The organism is Streptomyces sp. R21, from assembly GCF_041051975.1.
Lineage (GTDB): Bacteria > Actinomycetota > Actinomycetes > Streptomycetales > Streptomycetaceae > Streptomyces.
Genome location: NZ_CP163435.1, coordinates 8,736,386 through 8,755,429, shown reverse-complemented (window position 1 = coordinate 8,755,429; position 19,044 = coordinate 8,736,386). Strand labels below are relative to the sequence as shown.

General features: G+C 69.0%; 17 protein-coding genes and 4 pseudogenes. 11 read left to right on the top strand and 10 right to left on the bottom strand.

The genetic code is table 11. The features are described 5' to 3' along the window. Nucleotides 1-331 precede the first annotated feature (331 nt). Together AB5J56_RS39180 and AB5J56_RS39175 are read right to left on the bottom strand one after the other, a co-directional pair. A pseudogene (locus AB5J56_RS39180) lies at nucleotides 332-763 on the bottom strand (histidine kinase dimerization/phosphoacceptor domain-containing protein); the annotation flags it as partial. Nucleotides 764-967: 204 nt separating this feature from the next. Then, nucleotides 968-1,177 carry a hypothetical protein gene (locus tag AB5J56_RS39175; protein WP_369240227.1) on the bottom strand — a complete coding sequence of 70 codons (210 nt, stop codon included), beginning with the start codon at nucleotides 1,175-1,177 and terminating at the stop codon, nucleotides 968-970. A gap of 71 nt (nucleotides 1,178-1,248) precedes the next feature. Between AB5J56_RS39175 and AB5J56_RS39170 the strand changes: the two genes are divergently transcribed. Beyond that, complete coding sequence (locus AB5J56_RS39170) at nucleotides 1,249-1,671, top strand: hypothetical protein (RefSeq protein WP_369240225.1); 423 nt, start codon at nucleotides 1,249-1,251, stop codon at nucleotides 1,669-1,671. 791 nt (nucleotides 1,672-2,462) lie between these two features. Here the strand turns inward: AB5J56_RS39170 and AB5J56_RS39165 are convergent. Next, nucleotides 2,463-3,284, bottom strand: coding sequence for an AraC family transcriptional regulator (locus AB5J56_RS39165; RefSeq protein WP_369243049.1), 822 nt, complete (start codon nucleotides 3,282-3,284; stop codon nucleotides 2,463-2,465). Here AB5J56_RS39165 and AB5J56_RS39160 point away from each other — a divergent pair. Both AB5J56_RS39160 and AB5J56_RS39155 read left to right on the top strand, forming a co-directional pair. Beyond that, entirely contained in the window at nucleotides 3,165-5,126 is a 1,962-nt protein-coding gene (locus AB5J56_RS39160; RefSeq protein WP_369240223.1) for a family 78 glycoside hydrolase catalytic domain, read from the top strand. The genes AB5J56_RS39165 and AB5J56_RS39160 overlap by 120 nt on opposite strands. Nucleotides 5,127-5,414: 288 nt before the next feature. Then, nucleotides 5,415-5,570: pseudogene (locus AB5J56_RS39155) on the top strand (CorA family divalent cation transporter); the annotation flags it as partial. A 71-nt stretch (nucleotides 5,571-5,641) separates the two neighbouring features. On the opposite strand, the pseudogene AB5J56_RS39150 reads toward AB5J56_RS39155, so the two are convergent. The 4 genes and pseudogenes from AB5J56_RS39150 to AB5J56_RS39135 form a co-directional block, all read right to left on the bottom strand. Continuing rightward, a pseudogene (locus tag AB5J56_RS39150) lies at nucleotides 5,642-6,079 on the bottom strand (hypothetical protein); the annotation flags it as partial. After that, nucleotides 6,072-6,359: pseudogene (locus tag AB5J56_RS39145) on the bottom strand (transposase); the annotation flags it as partial. The pseudogenes AB5J56_RS39145 and AB5J56_RS39150, both read right to left, overlap by 8 nt. Nucleotides 6,360-6,771: 412 nt before the next feature. Continuing rightward, complete coding sequence (locus AB5J56_RS39140) at nucleotides 6,772-9,081, bottom strand: FtsX-like permease family protein (RefSeq protein ID WP_369240221.1); 2,310 nt, start codon at nucleotides 9,079-9,081, stop codon at nucleotides 6,772-6,774. After that, nucleotides 9,078-9,818, bottom strand: a complete 741-nt coding sequence (locus tag AB5J56_RS39135; protein WP_369240219.1) for an ABC transporter ATP-binding protein — start codon at nucleotides 9,816-9,818, stop codon at nucleotides 9,078-9,080. The genes AB5J56_RS39140 and AB5J56_RS39135 overlap by 4 nt, the downstream gene beginning before the upstream one ends. Before the next feature lie 144 nt (nucleotides 9,819-9,962). On the opposite strand from AB5J56_RS39135, the gene AB5J56_RS39130 reads away from it, so the two are divergent. Further along, nucleotides 9,963-10,781 carry a sensor histidine kinase gene (locus AB5J56_RS39130; RefSeq protein ID WP_369240217.1) on the top strand — a complete coding sequence of 273 codons (819 nt, stop codon included), beginning with the start codon at nucleotides 9,963-9,965 and terminating at the stop codon, nucleotides 10,779-10,781. After that, on the top strand, nucleotides 10,778-11,506 hold the full coding sequence (locus tag AB5J56_RS39125; RefSeq protein WP_369240215.1) for a response regulator: 729 nt from the start codon (nucleotides 10,778-10,780) through the stop codon (nucleotides 11,504-11,506). The genes AB5J56_RS39130 and AB5J56_RS39125 overlap by 4 nt, the downstream gene beginning before the upstream one ends. Before the next feature lie 5 nt (nucleotides 11,507-11,511). On the opposite strand, the gene AB5J56_RS39120 is transcribed toward AB5J56_RS39125, so the two are convergent. Both AB5J56_RS39120 and AB5J56_RS39115 read right to left on the bottom strand, forming a co-directional pair. After that, nucleotides 11,512-12,174, bottom strand: a complete 663-nt coding sequence (locus AB5J56_RS39120) for a response regulator (protein WP_369240213.1) — start codon at nucleotides 12,172-12,174, stop codon at nucleotides 11,512-11,514. Beyond that, nucleotides 12,171-13,355: a sensor histidine kinase gene (locus AB5J56_RS39115; RefSeq protein WP_369240211.1), complete on the bottom strand. Its 1,185-nt coding sequence runs from the start codon at nucleotides 13,353-13,355 to the stop codon at nucleotides 12,171-12,173. Before AB5J56_RS39115 ends, AB5J56_RS39120 begins: the two co-directional genes overlap by 4 nt. Nucleotides 13,356-13,581: 226 nt before the next feature. Between AB5J56_RS39115 and AB5J56_RS39110 the strand changes: the two genes are divergently transcribed. After that, a complete protein-coding gene (locus AB5J56_RS39110; protein ID WP_369240209.1) occupies nucleotides 13,582-14,502 on the top strand; it encodes an ABC transporter ATP-binding protein in 921 nt (306 codons plus the stop codon). Continuing rightward, the gene (locus AB5J56_RS39105; RefSeq protein WP_369240207.1) at nucleotides 14,499-15,347 is read left to right on the top strand and encodes an ABC transporter permease; all 849 of its coding nucleotides are present in this window, start codon (nucleotides 14,499-14,501) and stop codon (nucleotides 15,345-15,347) included. Before AB5J56_RS39110 ends, AB5J56_RS39105 begins: the two co-directional genes overlap by 4 nt. Before the next feature lie 72 nt (nucleotides 15,348-15,419). Here AB5J56_RS39105 and AB5J56_RS39100 read toward each other — a convergent pair whose 3' ends face one another. After that, nucleotides 15,420-16,445 carry an AraC family transcriptional regulator ligand-binding domain-containing protein gene (locus AB5J56_RS39100; protein WP_369240205.1) on the bottom strand — a complete coding sequence of 342 codons (1,026 nt, stop codon included), beginning with the start codon at nucleotides 16,443-16,445 and terminating at the stop codon, nucleotides 15,420-15,422. A 349-nt stretch (nucleotides 16,446-16,794) separates the two neighbouring features. On the opposite strand from AB5J56_RS39100, the gene AB5J56_RS39095 reads away from it, so the two are divergent. The 4 genes from AB5J56_RS39095 to AB5J56_RS39080 all read left to right on the top strand — a co-directional run bounded on the left by AB5J56_RS39095 (nucleotide 16,795) and on the right by AB5J56_RS39080 (nucleotide 18,958). Further along, the gene (locus AB5J56_RS39095) at nucleotides 16,795-17,187 is read left to right on the top strand and encodes a DUF4267 domain-containing protein (protein WP_369240203.1); all 393 of its coding nucleotides are present in this window, start codon (nucleotides 16,795-16,797) and stop codon (nucleotides 17,185-17,187) included. Nucleotides 17,188-17,207: 20 nt separating this feature from the next. Continuing rightward, nucleotides 17,208-17,702 (top strand): cupin domain-containing protein, encoded by a 495-nt coding sequence (locus tag AB5J56_RS39090; protein WP_369240201.1) that lies wholly within the window; start codon nucleotides 17,208-17,210, stop codon nucleotides 17,700-17,702. A 47-nt stretch (nucleotides 17,703-17,749) separates the two neighbouring features. Beyond that, on the top strand, nucleotides 17,750-18,169 hold the full coding sequence (locus AB5J56_RS39085; protein ID WP_369240199.1) for a DUF2871 domain-containing protein: 420 nt from the start codon (nucleotides 17,750-17,752) through the stop codon (nucleotides 18,167-18,169). Nucleotides 18,170-18,307: 138 nt separating this feature from the next. Next, a complete protein-coding gene (locus tag AB5J56_RS39080) occupies nucleotides 18,308-18,958 on the top strand; it encodes a DUF1772 domain-containing protein (RefSeq protein ID WP_369240197.1) in 651 nt (216 codons plus the stop codon). Nucleotides 18,959-19,044 lie beyond the last annotated feature (86 nt).

Sequence of the window (19,044 nt, the reverse complement as noted above, 5' to 3'; positions counted from 1 at the left end):
TCGGCCCGGGCGATGAGGATCGCCCCCTCCAGCGCGCTGATCACGAACGCGGCGAGTACTGCGGCGCGCTCGCACGGAACGCCCTGGTCCGCCAACGCCCCGCCCGCCGCGCCGTTCCGGGTGGAGAAGGCGGCGGTTACGACATCCCCGGTGGACTGGGTGGATTCCGCGCGGTCCACCGCGGCGGCGGCGACTGCGATGTCCCGCGCTCGGGCGGCCTCGCGCGGCTCCGTGGTCGGCGGTTGCGGTGCACAGCCGTGGTGGCGCTGGGCGCGCAGGTTCGGCGGGGCGACGGGACATCCCCGCGGCGACCGGGCAGCCGCCCGCGAAGCCTGCCTGCTGTGACGACGCCACCCGACAGGTTGAGCATCCCCCATCCGGAGTCGGGCAGATGGCACTGTTCGAGCCGGAGAGGTATGACCTCCGCAGGCCGCATCGCCGCGTAGTACATGCAGCCGAAGAACGCCTCCAGGTGAGGGCCGCGCCCGCGCTGCTGGGCAACCGCGCCCTCGGCCAGGTCGACAATCGCGGCCAGGTCACCAACGGGGCGCCGGTCGGCCTCCTCCGCCGTGGTGTCGCGCAGCACGCCGACGGTCCGGCGCATCGACGCGAGCGCCTGCGTGGCGGCACGTTCGATGCTCGCCAGCACGGGGTCGAGGCCCTCCGGCCCAGCGGTCGCCATCATGCGGGTCATCTGCGTCTGCACCAGGATGCCGGTGACGTGATGGGCGACGAAGTCGTGCAGGTCGGCGGCGCTCGCCACGCGTTCCTCCCGGCGCGTCTCTGTGAGGGCGACGGTGCGGCAGTAGTTCAACGAGCGCAGGTAGGCCGCGAGCCCGGCGGTGAGTCCGACCAGGAACAGACCCACCACGACGTAGGTCTGCGCGTCGTCCGACCACAGCGATCGGAAGTACCGTACCGGCGTGGCGAGCACGGCGCCCGCGTCCAGCACGCCGCATGCCACGGCTCAGCGCGGCGGACCGTGGCGTACGGCGATGAACAGCAGGCACAGCAGAACGGCGAACTCACCCGGGCCGAAGGGGACGTTGCGGTGCCTCAGAATCGAACCGGCCGTGTACAGAACGGAGACCACCTCAGGTACAAGGGTGCGTAGCTGCGGGGTGAGCCACTCGCGTCGCGGCGCGGTCGGCCACAGCACGGCGGTCAGACCGACCATCAGGACGGCTGTCGGACGCCAGACGCTGTAGCCCGCTATCCGACGCTGATCGTGGACCGATGCGTTCGCGGGTGTCCACGACCGCGGCCGGTGCTTTCCGCCTCTCCAGGGATCAGGAGCGCGCCATGCCGGACAGCAGGTTCCTTGTCGGCGTCGTCGGCGGCGCGGCCGCCTTGCTCGTCCTCGGCGGTCTGGGTACCCGTCTGGTCTCCGGCACGGAGTCGACCACCGAACTCAACCAGTTCGACACCGTGACGGTGGGCGGCCACAAGGCCCTCGCGCCCGACATCGTCTCCGGCCGGACCCACAGCAAATACCACCCGCTCCCATGGGTCGGAGTGAAGGTGCGCGCGTTCTGCCCGACCGGCTTGAAAGCGGTCACCGGCACCACCATCATCTGTAAAGGCAAGAGAAACGACGGCACCACCGTCGACATCCCGGTGACCGTGACCCGGGTGACGGACTCTCACATCACCTGGAAGTTCAATCGCTGAGGCGCAGGGACGCGTCCAACGAGAGCCGACCCGTAACCGGAGTAGATCAGCCCAGGAAGAGTCGCCATGGCCGACGCCGCGGACGTATTGCAGTGATCATCTCGACGGGCACTCCCCACACGCGGTGTCGTCTGCCCGGCTCGCCGCTTCGGCGACGGCGGAACAACTCCTTTACCGCTGGACACCGCCTCCGCACACCTGCCGGAGTCGTGCCTGCCGAAGAACAGAGGCGTGGAGCTGACGATCGGCGACTTCGTCCGGGGCAGGCCGCGCCTGAGCCGACGGAACCACGATCCGTGTCACCGGCCTTCCAGGTGGCGGCCTGGTGGACGTGGACGCGACATCGGCCCTATGCCCAGACCTCAACGTGTTACGGATCGAGTTCTCCACCCCGCGAATCCTCAGATCGTCGATGTCCGCAAGGAACACGTCCATCAGGTCGTACGCCCGCTGCGCGGACGCCTCTCGCGCGGTGCGGGTCTCGGTGAGCAGCCGGTCAGGGTCCACGCCGTGCTCCTCGGCCTGGCCGCGTCCGCCGAGGTCGAGCCACCGCCGGAGCGTCTCCTCGGTGATCCCCGGCGCGGTCGCTGACGAAGGTTTGACGAGCACGCTGCACCAGGCACGGTCCCGCCCGAGTCGCGTCCGACCTGGCGATGTCTTGAGGGCGTCCGCATGTCGTGGTGTGGGTGATTCAGGGGGTCTCTCGGCCTGGGGGGATGTCGGTCGGGCCGGCGGCTTTGGTTTCGGCCCGACGCCCCGCAGGGAGGAAAGAGCGTGTCCGCCCGGAGCGGTCAGGTCTCTGCCCCTGCCTCGCGCGCGCGGTACTCGTTCGGGCTGATGCCGTGTCTTCTCTTGAACGCGGCGCTCAGGGCGAAGGCGCCGGAGAACCCGACGCGGGCCGCGACCGTGGCGAGTGTGGTGTCGGGCTCGCGTAGCAGGTCGGCCGCCAGGGCGAGGCGGCGTTCCTGTAGGTAGGTCATGGGCGGTTGTCCGACAAGGGCGGTGAAGCGCCGGGCCAGGTTCGCCCGGGACACACCTGTCTTCGCCGCCAGTGCGGGCAGCGTCCATGGGTGGGCGGGGTCGGCTTGCAGCAGGCGCAGGGCGGGTCCGGTAACCGGGTCGCTGTAGGCCACGTACCAGGTGGGTACCTGGGCGGTGGGACGGGTGAACCATGCACGCAGGGCGGTGATGAGCATCAGGTCCAGTGCCCGGTCCAGCAGGACCTGCTGTCCGGGTTCCTCGCGGGCGAACACCTCGAAGGTCGACGAGGTGAAGGGGCAGGCGCCCGTACTCGCTTCGACGACGGCCAGCGGCGGCAGGGCCGCGAGCAGCCGGCCCGGCACGCCGGTGTCCACGGTGTACAGGCCGCTCAGCAGGAGTGTGCTGTCCGGCCCGGCTATGTGCCCGGTGTCCGCGCCCGAAGCCCGCGGCGCAGCCAGTTCCTCACCCTGCATATTCGTGCAGCGGCCTCCGGCGCGGATCACCATATCGGGTTGGGTAGTCGGGTCGTCTGCGATCACATACGGTGCACCGCCGCACAGAACGGCGACGTCACCGGACTCGAGCCGCACGGCTTCTCCCCCCTGAGGCGTAACCCAGACGGAGCCCCGCAGAAGCACCGCCAGCGCCAGCGGCGAGCCGTCCTCGAAGCGGACGAACAACTGCGATGGTCCACCCCCGGATTCGGCGACAGCGACTGGTCACCGGTCGACATCGTCACCCGGGACCCGGCGACACTGGTCGCCCCCACCGGGCCACCGGTGCGCTGCACCGAGGAGATCGCCCCGGCCCAGGTGACCGCCCTCGACGCCGACCGTCTCCTGGTGGACTTCGGCCAGAATCTCGTCGGCAGGGTCCGCATCACCGTGACGGGACCGGCCGGACACACGGTCGTCATCCGTCACGCCGAGGTGCTCCAGGACGGCGAACTGTGCGTGCGCCCCCTGCGCGGGGCCATCTCCACCGACCGGTACGTCCTACGGGGCAATGGCCGGGAGACGTGGGAGCCACGCTTCACCATCCACGGCTTCCGCTATGCCGAGGTCACCGGCTGGCGCGGCGGCGACCCCCACCGCGACATCGTGGCCCGCGTCCACCACACCGACATGGCCAGGACCGGCTGGTTCGCATGCTCCAACGACCAGGTGAACCGGCTGCACGAGAACGTGGTGTGGAGCCTGCGCGGCAACTTCGTCGACCTGCCCACCGACTGCCCGCAGCGCGACGAACGGCTCGGCTGGACCGGCGACATCCAGGTCTTCGCACCCACCGCAGCCTTCCTGTACGACTGTCACGGCATGCTCACATCCTGGCTGCGCGACGTCGCCGCAGAGCAGCACGACGACGGCACCGTGCCCTGGTACGTGCCGGCGATCCCCGGTGGCCCGCAGTGGACACCGGCCAGACCGGGCGCGGGCTGGGGGGACGTCGTGGCGTTGACCCCATGGGTGCTCTACCAGGACTCCGGCGACACCGGGCTGTTGGCCGCCCAGTACGACAGCGCACGCCGCTGGGTCGACCTCATCACCGAACTCGCGGACCCGTCGGGACTGTGGAACCGCGGCTACCAGCTCGGCGACTGGCTCGACCCGTCCGCGCCTCCGGAGGATCCGGGCGCCGGGCGCACCGACCGCCACCTCATCGCGACCGCCTATTACGCCTGGTCCGCGCGGCACACGGCGTGGACCGCAGGCGTCCTGGGACTCGAAGGAGACCGTCAATGCTACGAGGATCTCGCACACCGGGTACGCCAGGCTTTCATCGACGCCTACGTACTGCCTTCCGGCCTGATGACCAGCGACACCCAGACCGCCTACGCCGTTGCCCTCCAGTTCGACCTGCTTCCCGACCCGGCCGCCCGAATTGCGGCAGGAAACCGTCTCGCCGAACTCGTCGCCGCAGGCGGCCACACCATCCAGACCGGCTTCATCGGCACGCCGCTCGTGACACCCGCACTCAGCGCCACCCACCATGTCGACACCGCCTACACCCTGCTTCTCCAGCAGGACTGTCCCTCCTGGCTGTACGCGCTGAAGCACGACGCCACCACCATCTGGGAACGCTGGGACAGCATGCTCCCCGACGGCACCGTCAACCCGGGCGAGATGACCTCCTTCAACCACTACGCCCTCGGCGCGGTCGCCCAGTGGCTGCACACCACGGTCGCCGGCCTGACCGCCGCCTCACCCGGCTACCGCGACATCGTCTTCCGTCCCCAACCGGGCGGGGGCATCACCTGGGCCGACGCCGCCCACGAGTCACCGTACGGCCGCGTAGCCATCCGCTGGGAACTGCACACCTCGGGCATCAAGGTGCGCACGACGGTGCCCACCGGGGCAACGGCACGAATCGAATGGCCTGACGGAGGCGTGACCAGTCTGGACACAGGCACCACCACGACATGGCGACCGGAGCGCCACACCAGCCGGCCGACATCGCCCAACCGCCATGACTGAACCGCGTCACCATGCACAGGGCGGGACCGTCGCGATCTCGCGGGCTGTCCGGACTTCACTCGACGGGCCGCATGGCGGCGATCGAAGAGCACGTCGAACTCGTGAAGCACGGGTGTTCGTGCTCCGTACCGGACCACGGGCAGATCGTCGAGCAACGAGGTCGGGGAGTACCGACCGACTCGCACGGATCCGGCGAGCTCTCAAGATCGCGATCACCGGCTGTCACCCGACAGCCACCTTGGGACTCGTCGCATCGCCGCAGGACAGAACGGCTCGGTAGGCGACTTCAAGAAGATCTCGTCGTGGGCGGCGATTCTGTTCGCTCCGACGCTCGTCGGAACGATCTACGGCATGAACTTCGACAGCATGCCGGAGTTGCACTGGGTGCTCGGGTATCCCTTCGCGATCACCCTGATGGCGGTTGTTTGTACCAGTTTGGCGTAGTGGATGCGGGGATGGTCTTCGAGCCAGGTCCGGGTGGACAGGCTGTTGTGGCTGGACGGGTTGTCGGTGACGATCCAGATCTCCCCGTCCGGGTTGGCGTCCTCAAGCAGGTGCAGGAACTGCTGGTAGAAGACGCTGTTGCGGGAGGAGGCGGTCATCGTGACGGCCTGGCCGTCGGCGGGTCGCAGGCCGCCGTAGACCCAGGTCCTCTCCGGTCCGCGGCTGTAGTCGAGTTCCGTTTTGATCCGGTGCCCGTCGGGTGACCAGGCGGGTGCGGGAGGGAAGGCCCGCGGGATCACCGGCCCCAGCTCGTCGGCGCAGATCACCGTCGCGTCGTCGGGCGGGCGTAGAGGCCGATGATCCTGGTCCTTTTGGGACGAAGTCCGGGTCCTTCGAGCGGGTCCAGGACCGGGTGCGGCGCCAGCGCACGCCCTCGGCGAGCAGGATGCGACGAACCTGCGAGCGGCCCACGTCGATCCCTGCGGCCCGCGCCGCCGCGGCCAGGGCATCCAGGGTCCACTCGGCCGGTCCCGATTCGTCGAAGGCCCACAGCTCTCCGACAGGCTCCCACCGTAGCCGCCCCGGCGGCACGGTCTTGACCAGGGCGATGATCCTGGAGCGTTCCTCCTCGGTGATCCGCCGCTTGCGGCCCTGCCCGCCAAGATCATCCAGTCCCTGGACGCCCGAGCGGTTGAAGCGGTGCAGCCAGCAACGGACCGTTTTCTGGCTGCAGTCCAGCTCCTTGGCGATCGCCGGCACCCGCAGCCCCGACCAGCTCAGCTCGATCATCCGGGCCCGCATCGCCACATCCCGCGGAGCCTTCCGCGCCCGCGACAACCGGCGAACGACCGCCCGTTCGTCCTCGTCACGCCCCGGTCGTGCCCGTAAAACCATCCTCCAGCACCCGCCCCCGAGCACCATCAATCGCCCCGCCACCAGGACATATACCCAGCGAAAGAGGAACCCAGCATTAGGACGAGGGAGTGGGCGCGGCTACTACGGAGATCACCGGTCCCCACCCCCTGAGCGCTAACTCCCTTCCCGTCGCCTTGGGCTGCCGGGCCCTCGGTGGTGCTCGCGCATTGTGTACATCGTCCACGGCGACGTCCTGGGCTGCCGCTGTGGGCGATCCAGGACTGTGTCACGGGTGGTGCGTGAGGGGTGTGGCTCTCCGTGGGGTCCAGCCGCCGTGTCGTGGCGGCTATTCCGTATGCAGAACTGTGGCGATGGTGGTGCGGGCCGCCGTGCGGGCGGGGATCAAGGCGCCGAGTACGGCGATCGCCACTCCGGCCAAGAGCATCGCGGCCAGTTGGGGCGCGTGCCATACGTCCTTCATGTACTCGGGGAAGTCGACTACGCCGACGTGGTCCACGACGAGGCGGTGGGCCGCGATCCCGAGGGGGATGCCGAGCAGTGCGCCCATGGCGCCGAGTCCGGCGACCGAGGTGACCGTCATCAGGATCACTTGACGAGGCGTCATGCCGATGGACTTGAGCATGCCCAGGTCCCTGCGTCGTTCACGGGTGTTGAGGAGGACGGTGTTGAAGACGCCGAGCGAAGCCACGAGGGTGAGCAGCACGGTGAAGACGGTGGAGAAGGTGATGACGGTGGTGGTGCCGGCGTTGCCGGGGTCCAGCACGGAGGCGTGCACGGCCGGGTCGAGCTTCCCGGCCGCCTCCGCGTAGGCGTGGGCGTCGGTGTCGGGGGCGAGACGGACCGTGTACTCGGTGGCGTGCGCGTCGGGTGCGAGTTGGATCAAAGTGTCCCACGTGGCTTCCAGGGCACGGGCGTTGCCTTCAATGACCTGGCCCACGACGGTTGCCGTGATCTTCTTTCCGTTCAGTTCGAGGGTGGTCCGGTCGCCGATCTTCAGGCCGCGTTGGGTGAGGAAAGCCGGCCCGGCCACGATCTCGCCGGCCGCCTTCGGGGCGCGGCCCTTGACGATGGTGTGCTCGTAGAGGGAGTTGTCGCCGCGGTAGAAGTCGGCGAAGACGGGCTGGTTCTGGCCGGTCATGTTCGCCTGGGACAGCGCACGGGCTCGTACCCCCTGCGCACCCGGCAGGGCTCGCAGCTGTTCCTCGATCTGCGTGTCGCTGAGGCGGGGCGCCGCTTTGGCATCGCCGGATCCGCCGGTGGTGACCTGGATGCGGGCGCTGCCATCCTCTTTGCCGACGTTGCCGTAGGCGACCAAGGTGCTGGTCAAACCGGTGGACAAGGTGACGGTGGTGACGCCGAGGACGATGGCGGCCAGGGTCAGCAGGGTGCGGGCGGGGCGGGCGAAGGGCTGACCCATGCCCAGACTGACCGGGCGTGGCAGGCGGGTGGCACCGAGCAGCCGCTGGACGCGCAGTCCACGCCCGGTGCGGGGAACACCACCGGCGCTGATGGCCTGCGCGGCGGGCAGCCGATGGGCCCGCAGGGCGGGGATCAGTGCGGTGAACAGGACGAGGGCGGGCATGCCCAGCAGGCAGGCCACGGACACCCACGGGCTGACCTCACCGACCGTGGCCCGGCCGACGTCGATGCCGGTGAAGGCGACCTTCATGATCGGTCCGGCCAGTGCGTTGCCGGCCAGCGTGCCCAGCACGCAGCCCGCCAGGGCCGGCACGGAGAGCATGGTCAGGTAGACGGCGACGACTTGGTTGGGGGTGAACCCCAGCGCCTTGAGGACGCCGATGTGCCGGTATCCGGAGACGACCGCCCCGCTGACCACGTTGCCGACGATCAGGACGGAGACCAGCAGGCCGAGGATGCCGAAGAGGGTCATGAAGGGGAGGTAGGAGTCGGCCAGTGCGGAGAACGCCTGCTTGAGGGTGAGGTAGGTCTGCGCGCCGGTGATGGCTTCCCTGGGCAGTCCCGCGGTGGCCCGGTCCAGCGAAGCGCTCAGCTGGGCTTCGGTATCGGATTTCGTGAAGCGGTAAAGCATCTGGGCGGAGGTGGGGTGCAGTGCGGTCATCTGCGCGGGTGAGACCCAGGCGCTTGCCGACTTGCTCATGCTGGTGGCAAACCCGACGACGGCCAGCGTTGCTCCGCTCGGTGTCTTCAGCTTCGTACCGAGGAATTCGGTGCCGGGAGAGCCCTGCGCGGACCAGTTGACGACGATCTCGCCGGTGCCGGTGGCCCACCGGCCCTCCAGCAGGTCGATCCGGTCCACGGGACCCGCCGGGTCGGCCCGGCCCACCACGCTGAGGGTGCCGCCCGCCATCCACAGCCAGTCCTTGGGTATGTCGACGACGGCTTGTCCGAACGGTCCCGCGGCGGCCTCCACTCCGGGCTGCTTCGCGGTACGGGCCAGTTGTTCCGGGGTGACCTTCGTGGTGTCGAAGGAAGCGGCCGTGTGCGCGCCGCGCTGCTCGGCGTACGCCTTGTCGAAGGGGCTGGAGGCGGCAGTCAGCAGGGTCAGCGCGAGCAGGACGGTGGTGGTGGAGCAGAACACCACCAACCCGATCACGAAGGTCTGGACCCGACGCCGCTTCACAGCCGCCCGGGAGGCTCTCCACACGGCCCTCATGCCGACACCTCCAGCGTGCGCTCGCGGGCGACCTGACCGTCGGCGACTTCGATGAGCCGGCTGGCGCAGCGGGTGGCGAGCTGCGGGTCGTGGGTGACGATCAGCAGGGTCTGGCCGATCTGGTTGAGGTCGATCAGCAGGTCCATCACCTGTTCGCCCGACCGGCTGTCGAGAGCGCCGGTCGGCTCGTCGGCGAGGAGAAGAGCGGGACGGTTCATCAACGCCCTTGCTACCGCGACGCGTTGACGTTCGCCGCCGCTGAGTGTCGCCGGGTAGTTGTTGCGGCGCTTGGCAACACCGAGTTCATCCAGCAGCTCCAGGGCCCGGCGGCGCGCCTGGCGGGCCGGGGTGCCGGTCAGCTGCGCGGCCAGTGCCACGTTGTCCAGGACGGGCAAGTCGTCGATGAGATTGAAGAACTGGAAGATCATGCCGACGTGGCGGCGCCGGAACAGTGCCAGCCCCGTTTCGTTCAGCTTCCCCAGGTCGTGGCCCTGCACCTCGACCGTGCCCGAGGTCGGCCGGTCCAGACCGGCCACCATGTTGAGCAGCGTGGACTTGCCGCAGCCGGAAGGTCCCATCACCGCGACCGCGTCGCCGGCCTTGATCTCCAGCGAAAGCCCGTCCAGGGCCTTCGCATCGCCGTATTCCTTGTGCACGCCGTCCAGCCGTACCACTGTCTGCCGGACACCCACCTGATCGTTTGTCATGCCCCGAAACCTAGGCCCGGCGACGATCATGGTGCGTCGCCCCCCGGATGTATCCGTATGCGCAGGTCATCCTGGGGATGTACGCGGGGATGTACGAGACCGCGTCCGGGAGGCCGGTGCACTGTGCCGCCGCACCCCTGGGAAGATGACCACATGGGGGAATCGTGGACGACCTTGCTGATCATCGCGCTTGCTGTGACAGTTGGCGCCGCCGGATGGCTCGCTGGGGCAGCGGCGCGGGCGCGACGCCGCCACCGCACGGCCATCGAGGAGCGCGGCTGGCTGCTGGAACGTGAGCGCGAGAGCGCGACACGGGCTGCGGTCGATGCCGAACGGGCAAGGATCGCCTCGGAGTTGCACGACATCGTCAGCCACAACGTCAGCGTCATGGTGGTCCAGGCCGGTGCCGCCCGCGAAGTACTGACCACCCTGCCCGAGGAAGCCGCGGCCGCGATGAGTGCCGTGGAAACCGCCGGTCGGAACACGATGACCGAGCTGCGGCACCTGCTCGGCTTGCTCGCCCCCGCGCAGAACGGCGAGGACGAACCCTACGACGTGGACCTGTCGCCGCAACCGAGCCTCAGCCGGCTCGGTCCGCTCATCGACAAGATCGCCTTCGCCGGCCTGCCCGTCGAGATGCGGGTATCGGGCGAACCTCGCCCACTCCCGACCGGGATCGACGTCACCGCCTACCGGATCATCCAGGAGAGCCTGACCAATGCGCTCAAACACGGAGACGGGGCGAAAGCTGAAGTGACGGTGCGCTACGCGGACAACCACCTACGGGTCGAAGTGCTCAACAGCGGGCCGAGCGTCCTGTCGGGCACCATGCCCGCCCCGACGGAACGGGCCTGGGAAAAGGCAGACGGCACCGGACGCGGGCTGCTCGGCCTGCACGAGCGGGTCTCCGTCTACGGCGGCGACCTCGACGCACGCCGCCGCCTCGGCGGCGGCTACCGCGTCCGCGCCCGCATCCCCCTGGACCGCCCGTGACCACCCCCGACGCACCCGCCCCTCGCGTAGTGATCGCCGACGACCAAGAACTGCTGCGCACCGGCTTCCGCATGATCCTCACCGCCCGCGGCATCGACGTCGTGGGCGAAGCCTCCGACGGCATCGAGGCCATCACCGCAGTGCGGGAACTGCGGCCCGACGTCGTGCTGATGGACATCCGCATGCCCAACATGGACGGCCTGGAAGCCACCCGCCGCATCCTCGCCCAGGCCCCGGACTGCCGGGTGATCATGCTGACCACCTTCGACCTCGACAAGTACGTCTACGCCGCCCTCGCCGCCGGAGCCAGCGGCTTCCTCCTCAAGGACGTCACCCCCGCACACCTGGCCGCCGCCGTACGCCTGGTCGACACCGGCGACGCCCTCCTCGCCCCCGCGATCACCCGGCGTCTCGTGGAGCGCTTCGCCGCCGACCCCCCGACGCCGGGGTCGGTCTCCGGCCCGGGACCGGCGGCCCCGGCGGTCCACCGGGACCTGGCGGCACTGACACCGCGCGAACGAGAGGTGCTGACGTGGATGGGCCGGGGCCTGTCCAACACCGAACTGGCCCGGCAACTGACACTGAGCGAGGCGACGGTGAAGACCCACGTCGCCCGGATCTTCTCCAAGCTGAGCCTGCGCGACCGCGCCCAGGCCGTCGTCCTCGCCTACGAGACGGGACTCGTTTCCCCGGGTGACGCCGAGGAAACCGTCAGCCCCGCGTGACGTGCTCAGTGCGGCGGAGCGACGAGTCCCCACTCGTACGCCGTGATCACGAGCTGGACCCGGTCCCGGGCGCCGAGCTTGGTGAACAGCCGCGACACATGGGACTTGGCGGTGGCCACCGTGATGAACAGGTCTTCCGCGATCTCGGTGTTCGACCGGCCCTGTCCGATCAGAGTGAGTACCTCCTGCTCGCGCTCGGTGATGCCCTCGACCGGCCGCAGGGGGCGCCGCGGAATGCCTTCGCGGAGTTCGACGAAGTCCGCGATCAGACGCCGTGTCACCCCCGGTGCGAGCAGCGAGTCCCCCGCCGCGACCACGCGGATCGCCGCGACGATGTCATCCAGTGCCATGTCCTTGACCATGAAGCCGCTGGCACCTGCGCGCAGCGCGGCGTAGACGTGGTCGTCCTCGTCGAAGGTGGTCAGGACCAGGACTCGGGTCCCGGTCGTGCCGTCGGTGATCAGGCGGGTCGCCTCGATGCCGTCCATGCCGGGCATCCGGATGTCCATCACCACGACGTCCGGCCCGGCTTCCGCGACGCGTTGGACCGCTTCGGCACCTGTCGCGGCCTCACCGACGACCTCCAGCTCCGGGTACTCGCTCATGATCATGCGCAGGCCGGACCTCACCAGCGGCTGATCGTCGGCGAGCACTACACGTACGGTCATCGGCTCTCCAGCACAACTGAGGTGGTTTCCGGCAGTGGCAGTCGGGCCGAGACCCGGAAGCCGCCGTTGTGGCCGGGGCCGGCACTGAAGCGGCCGTTGAGCAGGGCGACCCTCTCCCGCATGCCCACTAGGCCGAATCCGTGGCCGGAATGCGAGCCAGGGCCGCCGGGACGGGAGCCTGGTTCGTCCCCTGGGCCAAGTCCGTCATCGACGACTTCGACGGACAGTTCGCCATGCTCGTGTCCGATGGTCACTTGGCAGTGCCCGGTGCCGGCGTGCCGGACCACGTTGGTGAGTGCCTCCTGCACGATGCGGTAGGCGGACAGGTCGATGTCGGGCGGCAGCGGGCGCGACTCACCGGTGCGGCGAACGTCGACGTGGACGCCGGCGGCGGCAGTGCTCGCCGCCAGCCGCTCCACATCGGCGAGCCCCGGTGCCGGCGGGAGCGGTGACGTCCGTGGGGTCGCCGCCTCCGGGTCCGCCCGGCGGAGCGAGACCAGGGTGCGCCGGAGCCCGGAGAGTGCTTCCCTGCTGGTGTCCTCGATGGCCTGCAGCGCTTCCTGCGCCTTCACGGGCTGGGTGCGGATCACCCTGCTGCCCGCGCCTGCCTGGATGGCGATGATGCCGATGCTGTGCGCGACCATGTCATGCAACTCCCGTGCTATCCGAAGCCGTTCCGCGGTGACGGCCTCGGTCACCTCCTGCGCCCGCAGGGCCACCGCATGCTCACGCCGCTCGCGGACCAGCAGACCGGCCGCACACGAGGCGACCAGCGCCAGCAGCGTGATCAACACGTTGACGATCATGCTGTTGCCGCCGGAAAAGGCACCCGCCATCAGCAGTGGCACGACGCCTGTGACGGTCGCGGCGGCGATCGCGGTCCGCTGCGGGCGGGTGGCCACGATGCGTGCGAGGACGAAGTCGCCCGCCAGGTAGGCGAGGAACTGCCCCTGGTAGGCAATCGACGACCGTATCCCGGTGGGACTCGGGTCGCCCGCGATCATGAAGGTGACTCCCGACAGCACCAGCGTCAGTGCCGCCACGGGCGCGCGTCGCACCACTTCGACGAGCAGGCCCAGGGCCAGCAGGGAGCCCACCGCGCGTACCGTCCCCGACGTCTGCGTGGCGGCCCCCACCAACAGCCCGTGCACCAGGACGTACAGGAAGCCACCGGCCCACACTGAGGCTCTCCTTCTCATCACGTGTGCGCCTGCTCTGACGTGCGGTGACGATCCGATCCGTAGGGGCACGAGCAGACATTCGATCTGGTGTTCACCCCGAGAGATTAGCCACCCCGCGACAGGCGGTCACCATCCCCCGGACCTACATCCGGGGGATGGAGCGGGCAACCGGACTGCCATCCCCGGTCCGATGCCAGGACGCAGCCCCTGACGGAGTGTTGTCCTCGTGATCGAAGTCAACGAACTCACCAAGCGCTACGGCAGCAAGGCAGCCGTCGACCAGCTGACCTTCACCGTGCGACCGGGCCGGGTCACCGGATTCCTCGGCCCCAACGGAGCGGGCAAGACCACCACCCTGCGCATGATCCTCGGCCTGGACGCACCTTCCGGCGGCACGGCCACCGTCAGCGGCGTCCCCTTCCGCAGCCACGCACGCGGACTGCACCACGTGGGCGCCCTCCTGGACGCCCATCAGGTGCACGGCGGACGCAGCGCCAGGTCCCACCTCTGCGCCCTCGCCGCCGGCAACGGAATCCCGCTGCGCCGAGCGGACGAGGTACTGGAGGAGGTGGGGCTCGCCGACGCCGCCGGCCGCCGCGTCGGCGGGTTCTCCCTAGGTATGAAGCAACGTCTCGGCGTGGCCACCGCCCTGCTGGGCGACCCGCCGGTGCTCATGTTCGACGAGCCCGTCAACGGCATGGATCCGGAGGGCGTGCTCTGGATGCGCCGCCTCTTTCGCCGCCTGGCCGCCGAGGGCCGCACCGTCTTCCTCTCCAGCCACCTGATGTCGGAGATGGAGAACACCGCTGACGACCTGGTCGTCATCGGCCGGGGCCGGCTCATCGCCGCCGAACCGGTACGGGACTTCGCCGCCCGCGGCACCCGGGGCACGGTGGTGGTGGGCACGCCACAGGCCGCCGAGTTGTCCGGACTCCTGACCGCCGCGGGCGCGGCAGTCGCGCCCGAGGGCTCCGCAGGCACCGAGAAACTCACGGTGACCGGGCTGTCCGCGGACCGCGTCGCCACCATCGCCCTCGACAACCGGATCCTGCTGACCGAACTAGCCACCCGTACAGCTTCGTTGGAGGCCGCTTTCATGGAACTCACCGCCGACAGCGTCGAATACACGGCAGGAATCACCTCATGACCACCCTTAGCCACCGCACAGTGACCCCTTCGTCCGCCCGACCCGGGCCCCCTCCCCGCTTCGCCGATCTGATCCGCTCCGAGTGGATCAAAATGCGCTCACTGCGTTCCACCTGGTGGACCATCGCTCTGATCAGCCTGTTCGTCATCGGCTCCGCCGCCGTGGCGGCGATCGCGAACAACAACCTCGCTGCCCCCGGCCGCAGCGGCCAGGAGCCCCCTGTCTTCCAGCCCTTCACCGCCTTCCCCGCGACCGGCTACATGACGCTCATGCTCGTCGCCGGCGCGATCGGCGCCCTGGGCGCGGTGAGCGAGTACAGCAACGGCATGATCCGCACCACCACGGTCGCCGTCCCCGCGCGCGGTGCCGTGGTACTGGCCAAGGCCGCTACCACCGCCGGGCTGTGGGCCGCCGTGGGAACGGTCATCTCCCTCGGCTCCTTCCTGACCGCCCAGGCCATCCTCAACGCAGAACACGCAGGAGTTCCGCTCACCCACCCCGGAGTGCTGCGGGCACTGGTGGCCTCCGCCCTCCTGGCCCCCCTCTGCGCGCTCGTCGGTCTCGGCCTCGGCTTCCTGCTCCGCCACGGCGCCGCCACCATGATCGCGAGCACCTTCGTCCTGCTGATCCTGCCCACGCTCTTCTCGACGAGCACCCGATGGTCCGCCACCGTCAACCACAGCACGCTGATGGCCGCCTGGAAGCGGCTGGTCCAGAACTGGGGGCCCACACCGGACTCCCTTGCCTTCATGCCCACCGTTTCCGGCTCCTGGCTCGTCTACGCACTCTGGCCACTGATCACGCTGACACTCGCCGTGATGCTCGTCCGACGCCGCGACGTCTGAGCGGCCGGACCGGGGCGGCGGAGCGGGTACGGTCCTTCCCGCTCGTCGAAAGCCCGGCTCAGTGACGGCCCCTCACCTGGAGTGGCCCGTTGCCTGCCGGAGGGCATGGGGTGGCTGGCCCTCCCAGCGGCGCACGGCCCGGCGCAGTGCGCGGACATCGCTGTAGCCGACGCGGACGGCGATCGACTGCAGGGGCAGGTCGGTGGTGCGCAGCAGCTCCATCGTGTGTTCCTGGCGTATCGCCTCGATCTCCTCGCGCCAGTTGGTGCCGTGCTCGCCCAGGCGGCGCTGAAGGGTGCGCGGGCTCATCGCCAGGCGCTGCGCCACGTGTTCAAGCGAGGCGTTGTCCTCGTGGAAGGCCGCGATCAGGGTTGCGCGGAATCTGTCGTGCCACCGCAGGACCACTTTGGACCTGGCCAGGGTCAGGTCGGCGTGGCGCATGAGGATCTTCTCCAGGCCCGGTTGCGCCTTGGGCAGGGGAGCGCGCACGTCGTCGTCGAGGAAGGTGATGGAGTTGAAGGGGGCGTCGAAGTCGATGTTCCGGGTGCCGAAGAACTCGACCAGTTGTCGGTGCTCGTGCGGCGGGCGGTGGGAGACGGTGACGCGGAGCGGGACGATCGGGCGCCGAGTGGCCGCCCTGGCTCTGGTGAGGAACATCGCCAAGGCGAAGAAGTCGATCGCCTCGACCACATCGGGGGCCCATGTGCCGGTGCCATGGCGGATGGTGAAGTGCTTTCCGTCCTCGATCGTCTGGATTTTCTCCCTGGCGGGGTCGCCGATGCATTCCAGGTAGGCGATGGCCCGCTTAAGGGTTTCGATGAGGTTCTCACCAGTGGTGACCAGGTAGTCCCACAAGCCGAAGGTGCCGATCGGGGCGTGGCTGGTGATCAGCGCACCGATGGCCGATCCCGGCTCTGTCAGCGTGAGTTGCTCCCACAGGACGAGCGCCGTGGGGGTCGACACCCGAGACAGGTCGTCGCGCAACACCTCGGGGTCGAGGTCGGGCAGGCGGGCGAACCTGCCCAGGCTCGTTCCCGAACGGCGTACCGAGTCGAGGATGAACCGGGCCAGGTGGACGGAGATCGTGCCTTCGTTCACACGCGACTGCATAAGGCAGGTGACGTTACCAGTATGAGCCTGAAATATGGCGTGAGTTGGCCCCCTGCGTGACGTGAACGGTCCCCTCGTGACGTGAACGGTCCGCCCGTGGCGTGAACGATTCCGCGGTGGCGCGAAGGGTCCCCTTCATGACGTCCGGGTGTCCTTATCCGCTTCGGCGCATGGGCCCTAGGTTCAGCGGTGGGCCGGATACCGGGGCACCGGGCGAAGGCGGCTTGCAGAGCGTCGGAGACGGACGGCCCTGCACGACCGGCAGCGAACGCAGCGATGCCCACACCCACTTCGTCACGGCCCGTACAGCGATGACATCCCCATGAATGGAAGCGCCATGTCCTTGAAGTCCGTCAACACCGTTCTCGCCGTTCTTGGCGCCCTGTTCATCATGTACGTCGGCGTGAGCTACGTGCTCGCCCCTGCGACCACGGCCCCGGACTTCGGGCTACCGAACTGGCCACAAGGCGACGGCGGCGGCTTCCTCACCCTCAAGGGCGTGCGCGATTTCGTCTCCGGTCTGGTCCTCCTGGTGCTGCTGGTGACCGGCCACCGCCGCGCCCTCGGCTGGGTGCTCCTGGTCGCGGCCGGCACTCCGATCGGGGACATGATCACGATCTTGGCGCACCACGGGTCGGCAGTCGCCGCCTTCGGCATCCACGGAGCTACCGCGGCGGTAGTACTCGCGACCGGGCTTCTGGTCCTCAGAGAAACCCTCCCCTCCCGATGAATGGTTAAGGAGTCATCCACATGTCGCTCTTCGTCCCGGCCTTCGACACGTCTGTGATCACCCGGTCCGCCGACGCCGAGGTGATCGGCCAGGCACCAACGACCATCCGGCTGCTGGCCGACAGCGACTCCACCGGAGGCGCCTTGTCCACCCAGCGGGTCACGCTGACCGACGGCGCCGACGGCGCCAAACCACACCGCCACTCCCAATCCGCCGAGCTGTTCTACCTGCTGGACGGAACCGCTCGGCTGTTGTCCGGCGACCAGATCGTCACCGCCGAACGGGGCGACCTGGTCATCGTCCCGCCCGGTCTCGCCCACGCCTTCGCTGCCGCTCCAGGGCACGACGCCGACATCCTCATCGTCATCACCCCCGGAGTCCAGCGCTTCGAGTACTTCCGCCACCTGGAACGTATCGCCTACGGCAAGGTGCCGCCGGAAAGCCTGCTGGCGGTCCAGGAGCTCTACGACACCTACTTCCTGACCAGCCCCACCTGGAACGACACCAGGCCCTGAGGCTCCGCCCCTGGCTTTCTCCTGCTACCGACTGAAAGAGCACAGGAATGCGAAAGTGCTACCACGCGGCACACATCTACATGATCTTGGGAGTGGTGTCCGGGCTGTACTACCGGGAGTTCACCAAGCTCCACGATTTCGACGGTCGAACCCAGCTCGCACTCATGCACACGCATTTGCTCGCGCTGGGCATGCTGGCCTTCCTCATCGTCCTGGCACTCGACAAGCAGTTCCAGCTCTCCGGGAGCAGCTTGTTCACCGTGTTCTTCTGGGTCTACAACGCGGGCGTCGTCGTCTCCGTCGCCATGATGTTCGTCCACGGCAGCCAGACGGTGCTCGGTCGTCCTGTGCCTGTGGGGGTCTCGTTGACCGCCGGCCTTGGCCACATCCTTCTCACGGCCGGGCTCGTCCTGCTGTTCGTCCTCCTCGGCCGGCGTCTCAAGGAGCTCGCCCACCCTGCGGGCTGATCGCGGCGGCCACGGCGCCCGCCCACGATGCCCGCGTCGCCTGGTGACCGCACGCCTTGTCGGCATGCCCTGCGCATCCCGCCGAACACGCCCGAGAGACACAACTCCCCTGAACTGGAAATCGGAAAGGATCCCACGATGAAAACGTTGCAGACCGCGACGCTGATCGCAGCGACCCTCACCACCGGGCTGATGGCCGGGCTGTTCGCCGCCTTCACCTACTCGGTCATGCCCGGCCTGGCACGGTCGTCCGACCGCACGATGGTCGAGACGATGCAGAACATCAACAAGGCGATAGTCAACCCCTTCTTCATGCTCCTGTTCATGGGGTCGCTCTTCCTCCTCGCCCTCGCCGCGTTCCTGTCGTGGAAAGGACACGGCAGAGCCGCGCTGCCATGGATCATCGCGGCGCTCGCGCTCTACCTGATCGCGTTCTTCGTGACTGGCGGGGTCAACGTCCCCCTCAACGACAAACTCGCCCAGGCCGGCGACCCGCGGCACATCAAGGACCTCGCCGCCGTCCGCAGCGACTTCGAAAACGCGTGGGTCACCTGGAACGCCGTCCGCGCCGTGTTGCACACCGCGGCGTTCGGGTGCTTGGCCTGGGCTCTGGTGGTGCACGGCGCCCACCGGCTCCACGATGCCGGCAAGGCGGGCCCCGCGCCTTACAGCACCTCCGGTCCCGCCCCCGCCGGCCCCTACCACCGGCCGTGGGATCAGCAGCCGGCGGCCCGCTCCGGCGCTGCGCAGCCGTGGACTCCTCCCACTGGCCAGCGCAGGAATTCCTGAATTCCTTCTGAACGGAACGAATCAACGGGAGAAGACAGCGTGATCCCTGGTCCTCGACGGCATCGGGACGACCAGACGGCGGATCG

What these genes read in the sequence shown, in the direction of transcription:
- AB5J56_RS39135 (WP_369240219.1), bottom strand. Translation starts at nt 9,818, where the DNA reads ATGATCGTCGCCGGGCCTAGGTTTCGGGGCATGACAAACGATCAGGTG.
- AB5J56_RS39175 (WP_369240227.1), bottom strand. Translation starts at nt 1,177, where the DNA reads ATGGTCGGTCTGACCGCCGTGCTGTGGCCGACCGCGCCGCGACGCGAG.
- AB5J56_RS39080 (WP_369240197.1), top strand. Translation starts at nt 18,308, where the DNA reads ATGAAAACGTTGCAGACCGCGACGCTGATCGCAGCGACCCTCACCACC.
- AB5J56_RS39105 (WP_369240207.1), top strand. Translation starts at nt 14,499, where the DNA reads ATGACCACCCTTAGCCACCGCACAGTGACCCCTTCGTCCGCCCGACCC.
- AB5J56_RS39095 (WP_369240203.1), top strand. Translation starts at nt 16,795, where the DNA reads ATGTCCTTGAAGTCCGTCAACACCGTTCTCGCCGTTCTTGGCGCCCTG.
- AB5J56_RS39120 (WP_369240213.1), bottom strand. Translation starts at nt 12,174, where the DNA reads ATGACCGTACGTGTAGTGCTCGCCGACGATCAGCCGCTGGTGAGGTCC.
- AB5J56_RS39140 (WP_369240221.1), bottom strand. Translation starts at nt 9,081, where the DNA reads ATGAGGGCCGTGTGGAGAGCCTCCCGGGCGGCTGTGAAGCGGCGTCGG.
- AB5J56_RS39085 (WP_369240199.1), top strand. Translation starts at nt 17,750, where the DNA reads ATGCGAAAGTGCTACCACGCGGCACACATCTACATGATCTTGGGAGTG.
- AB5J56_RS39090 (WP_369240201.1), top strand. Translation starts at nt 17,208, where the DNA reads ATGTCGCTCTTCGTCCCGGCCTTCGACACGTCTGTGATCACCCGGTCC.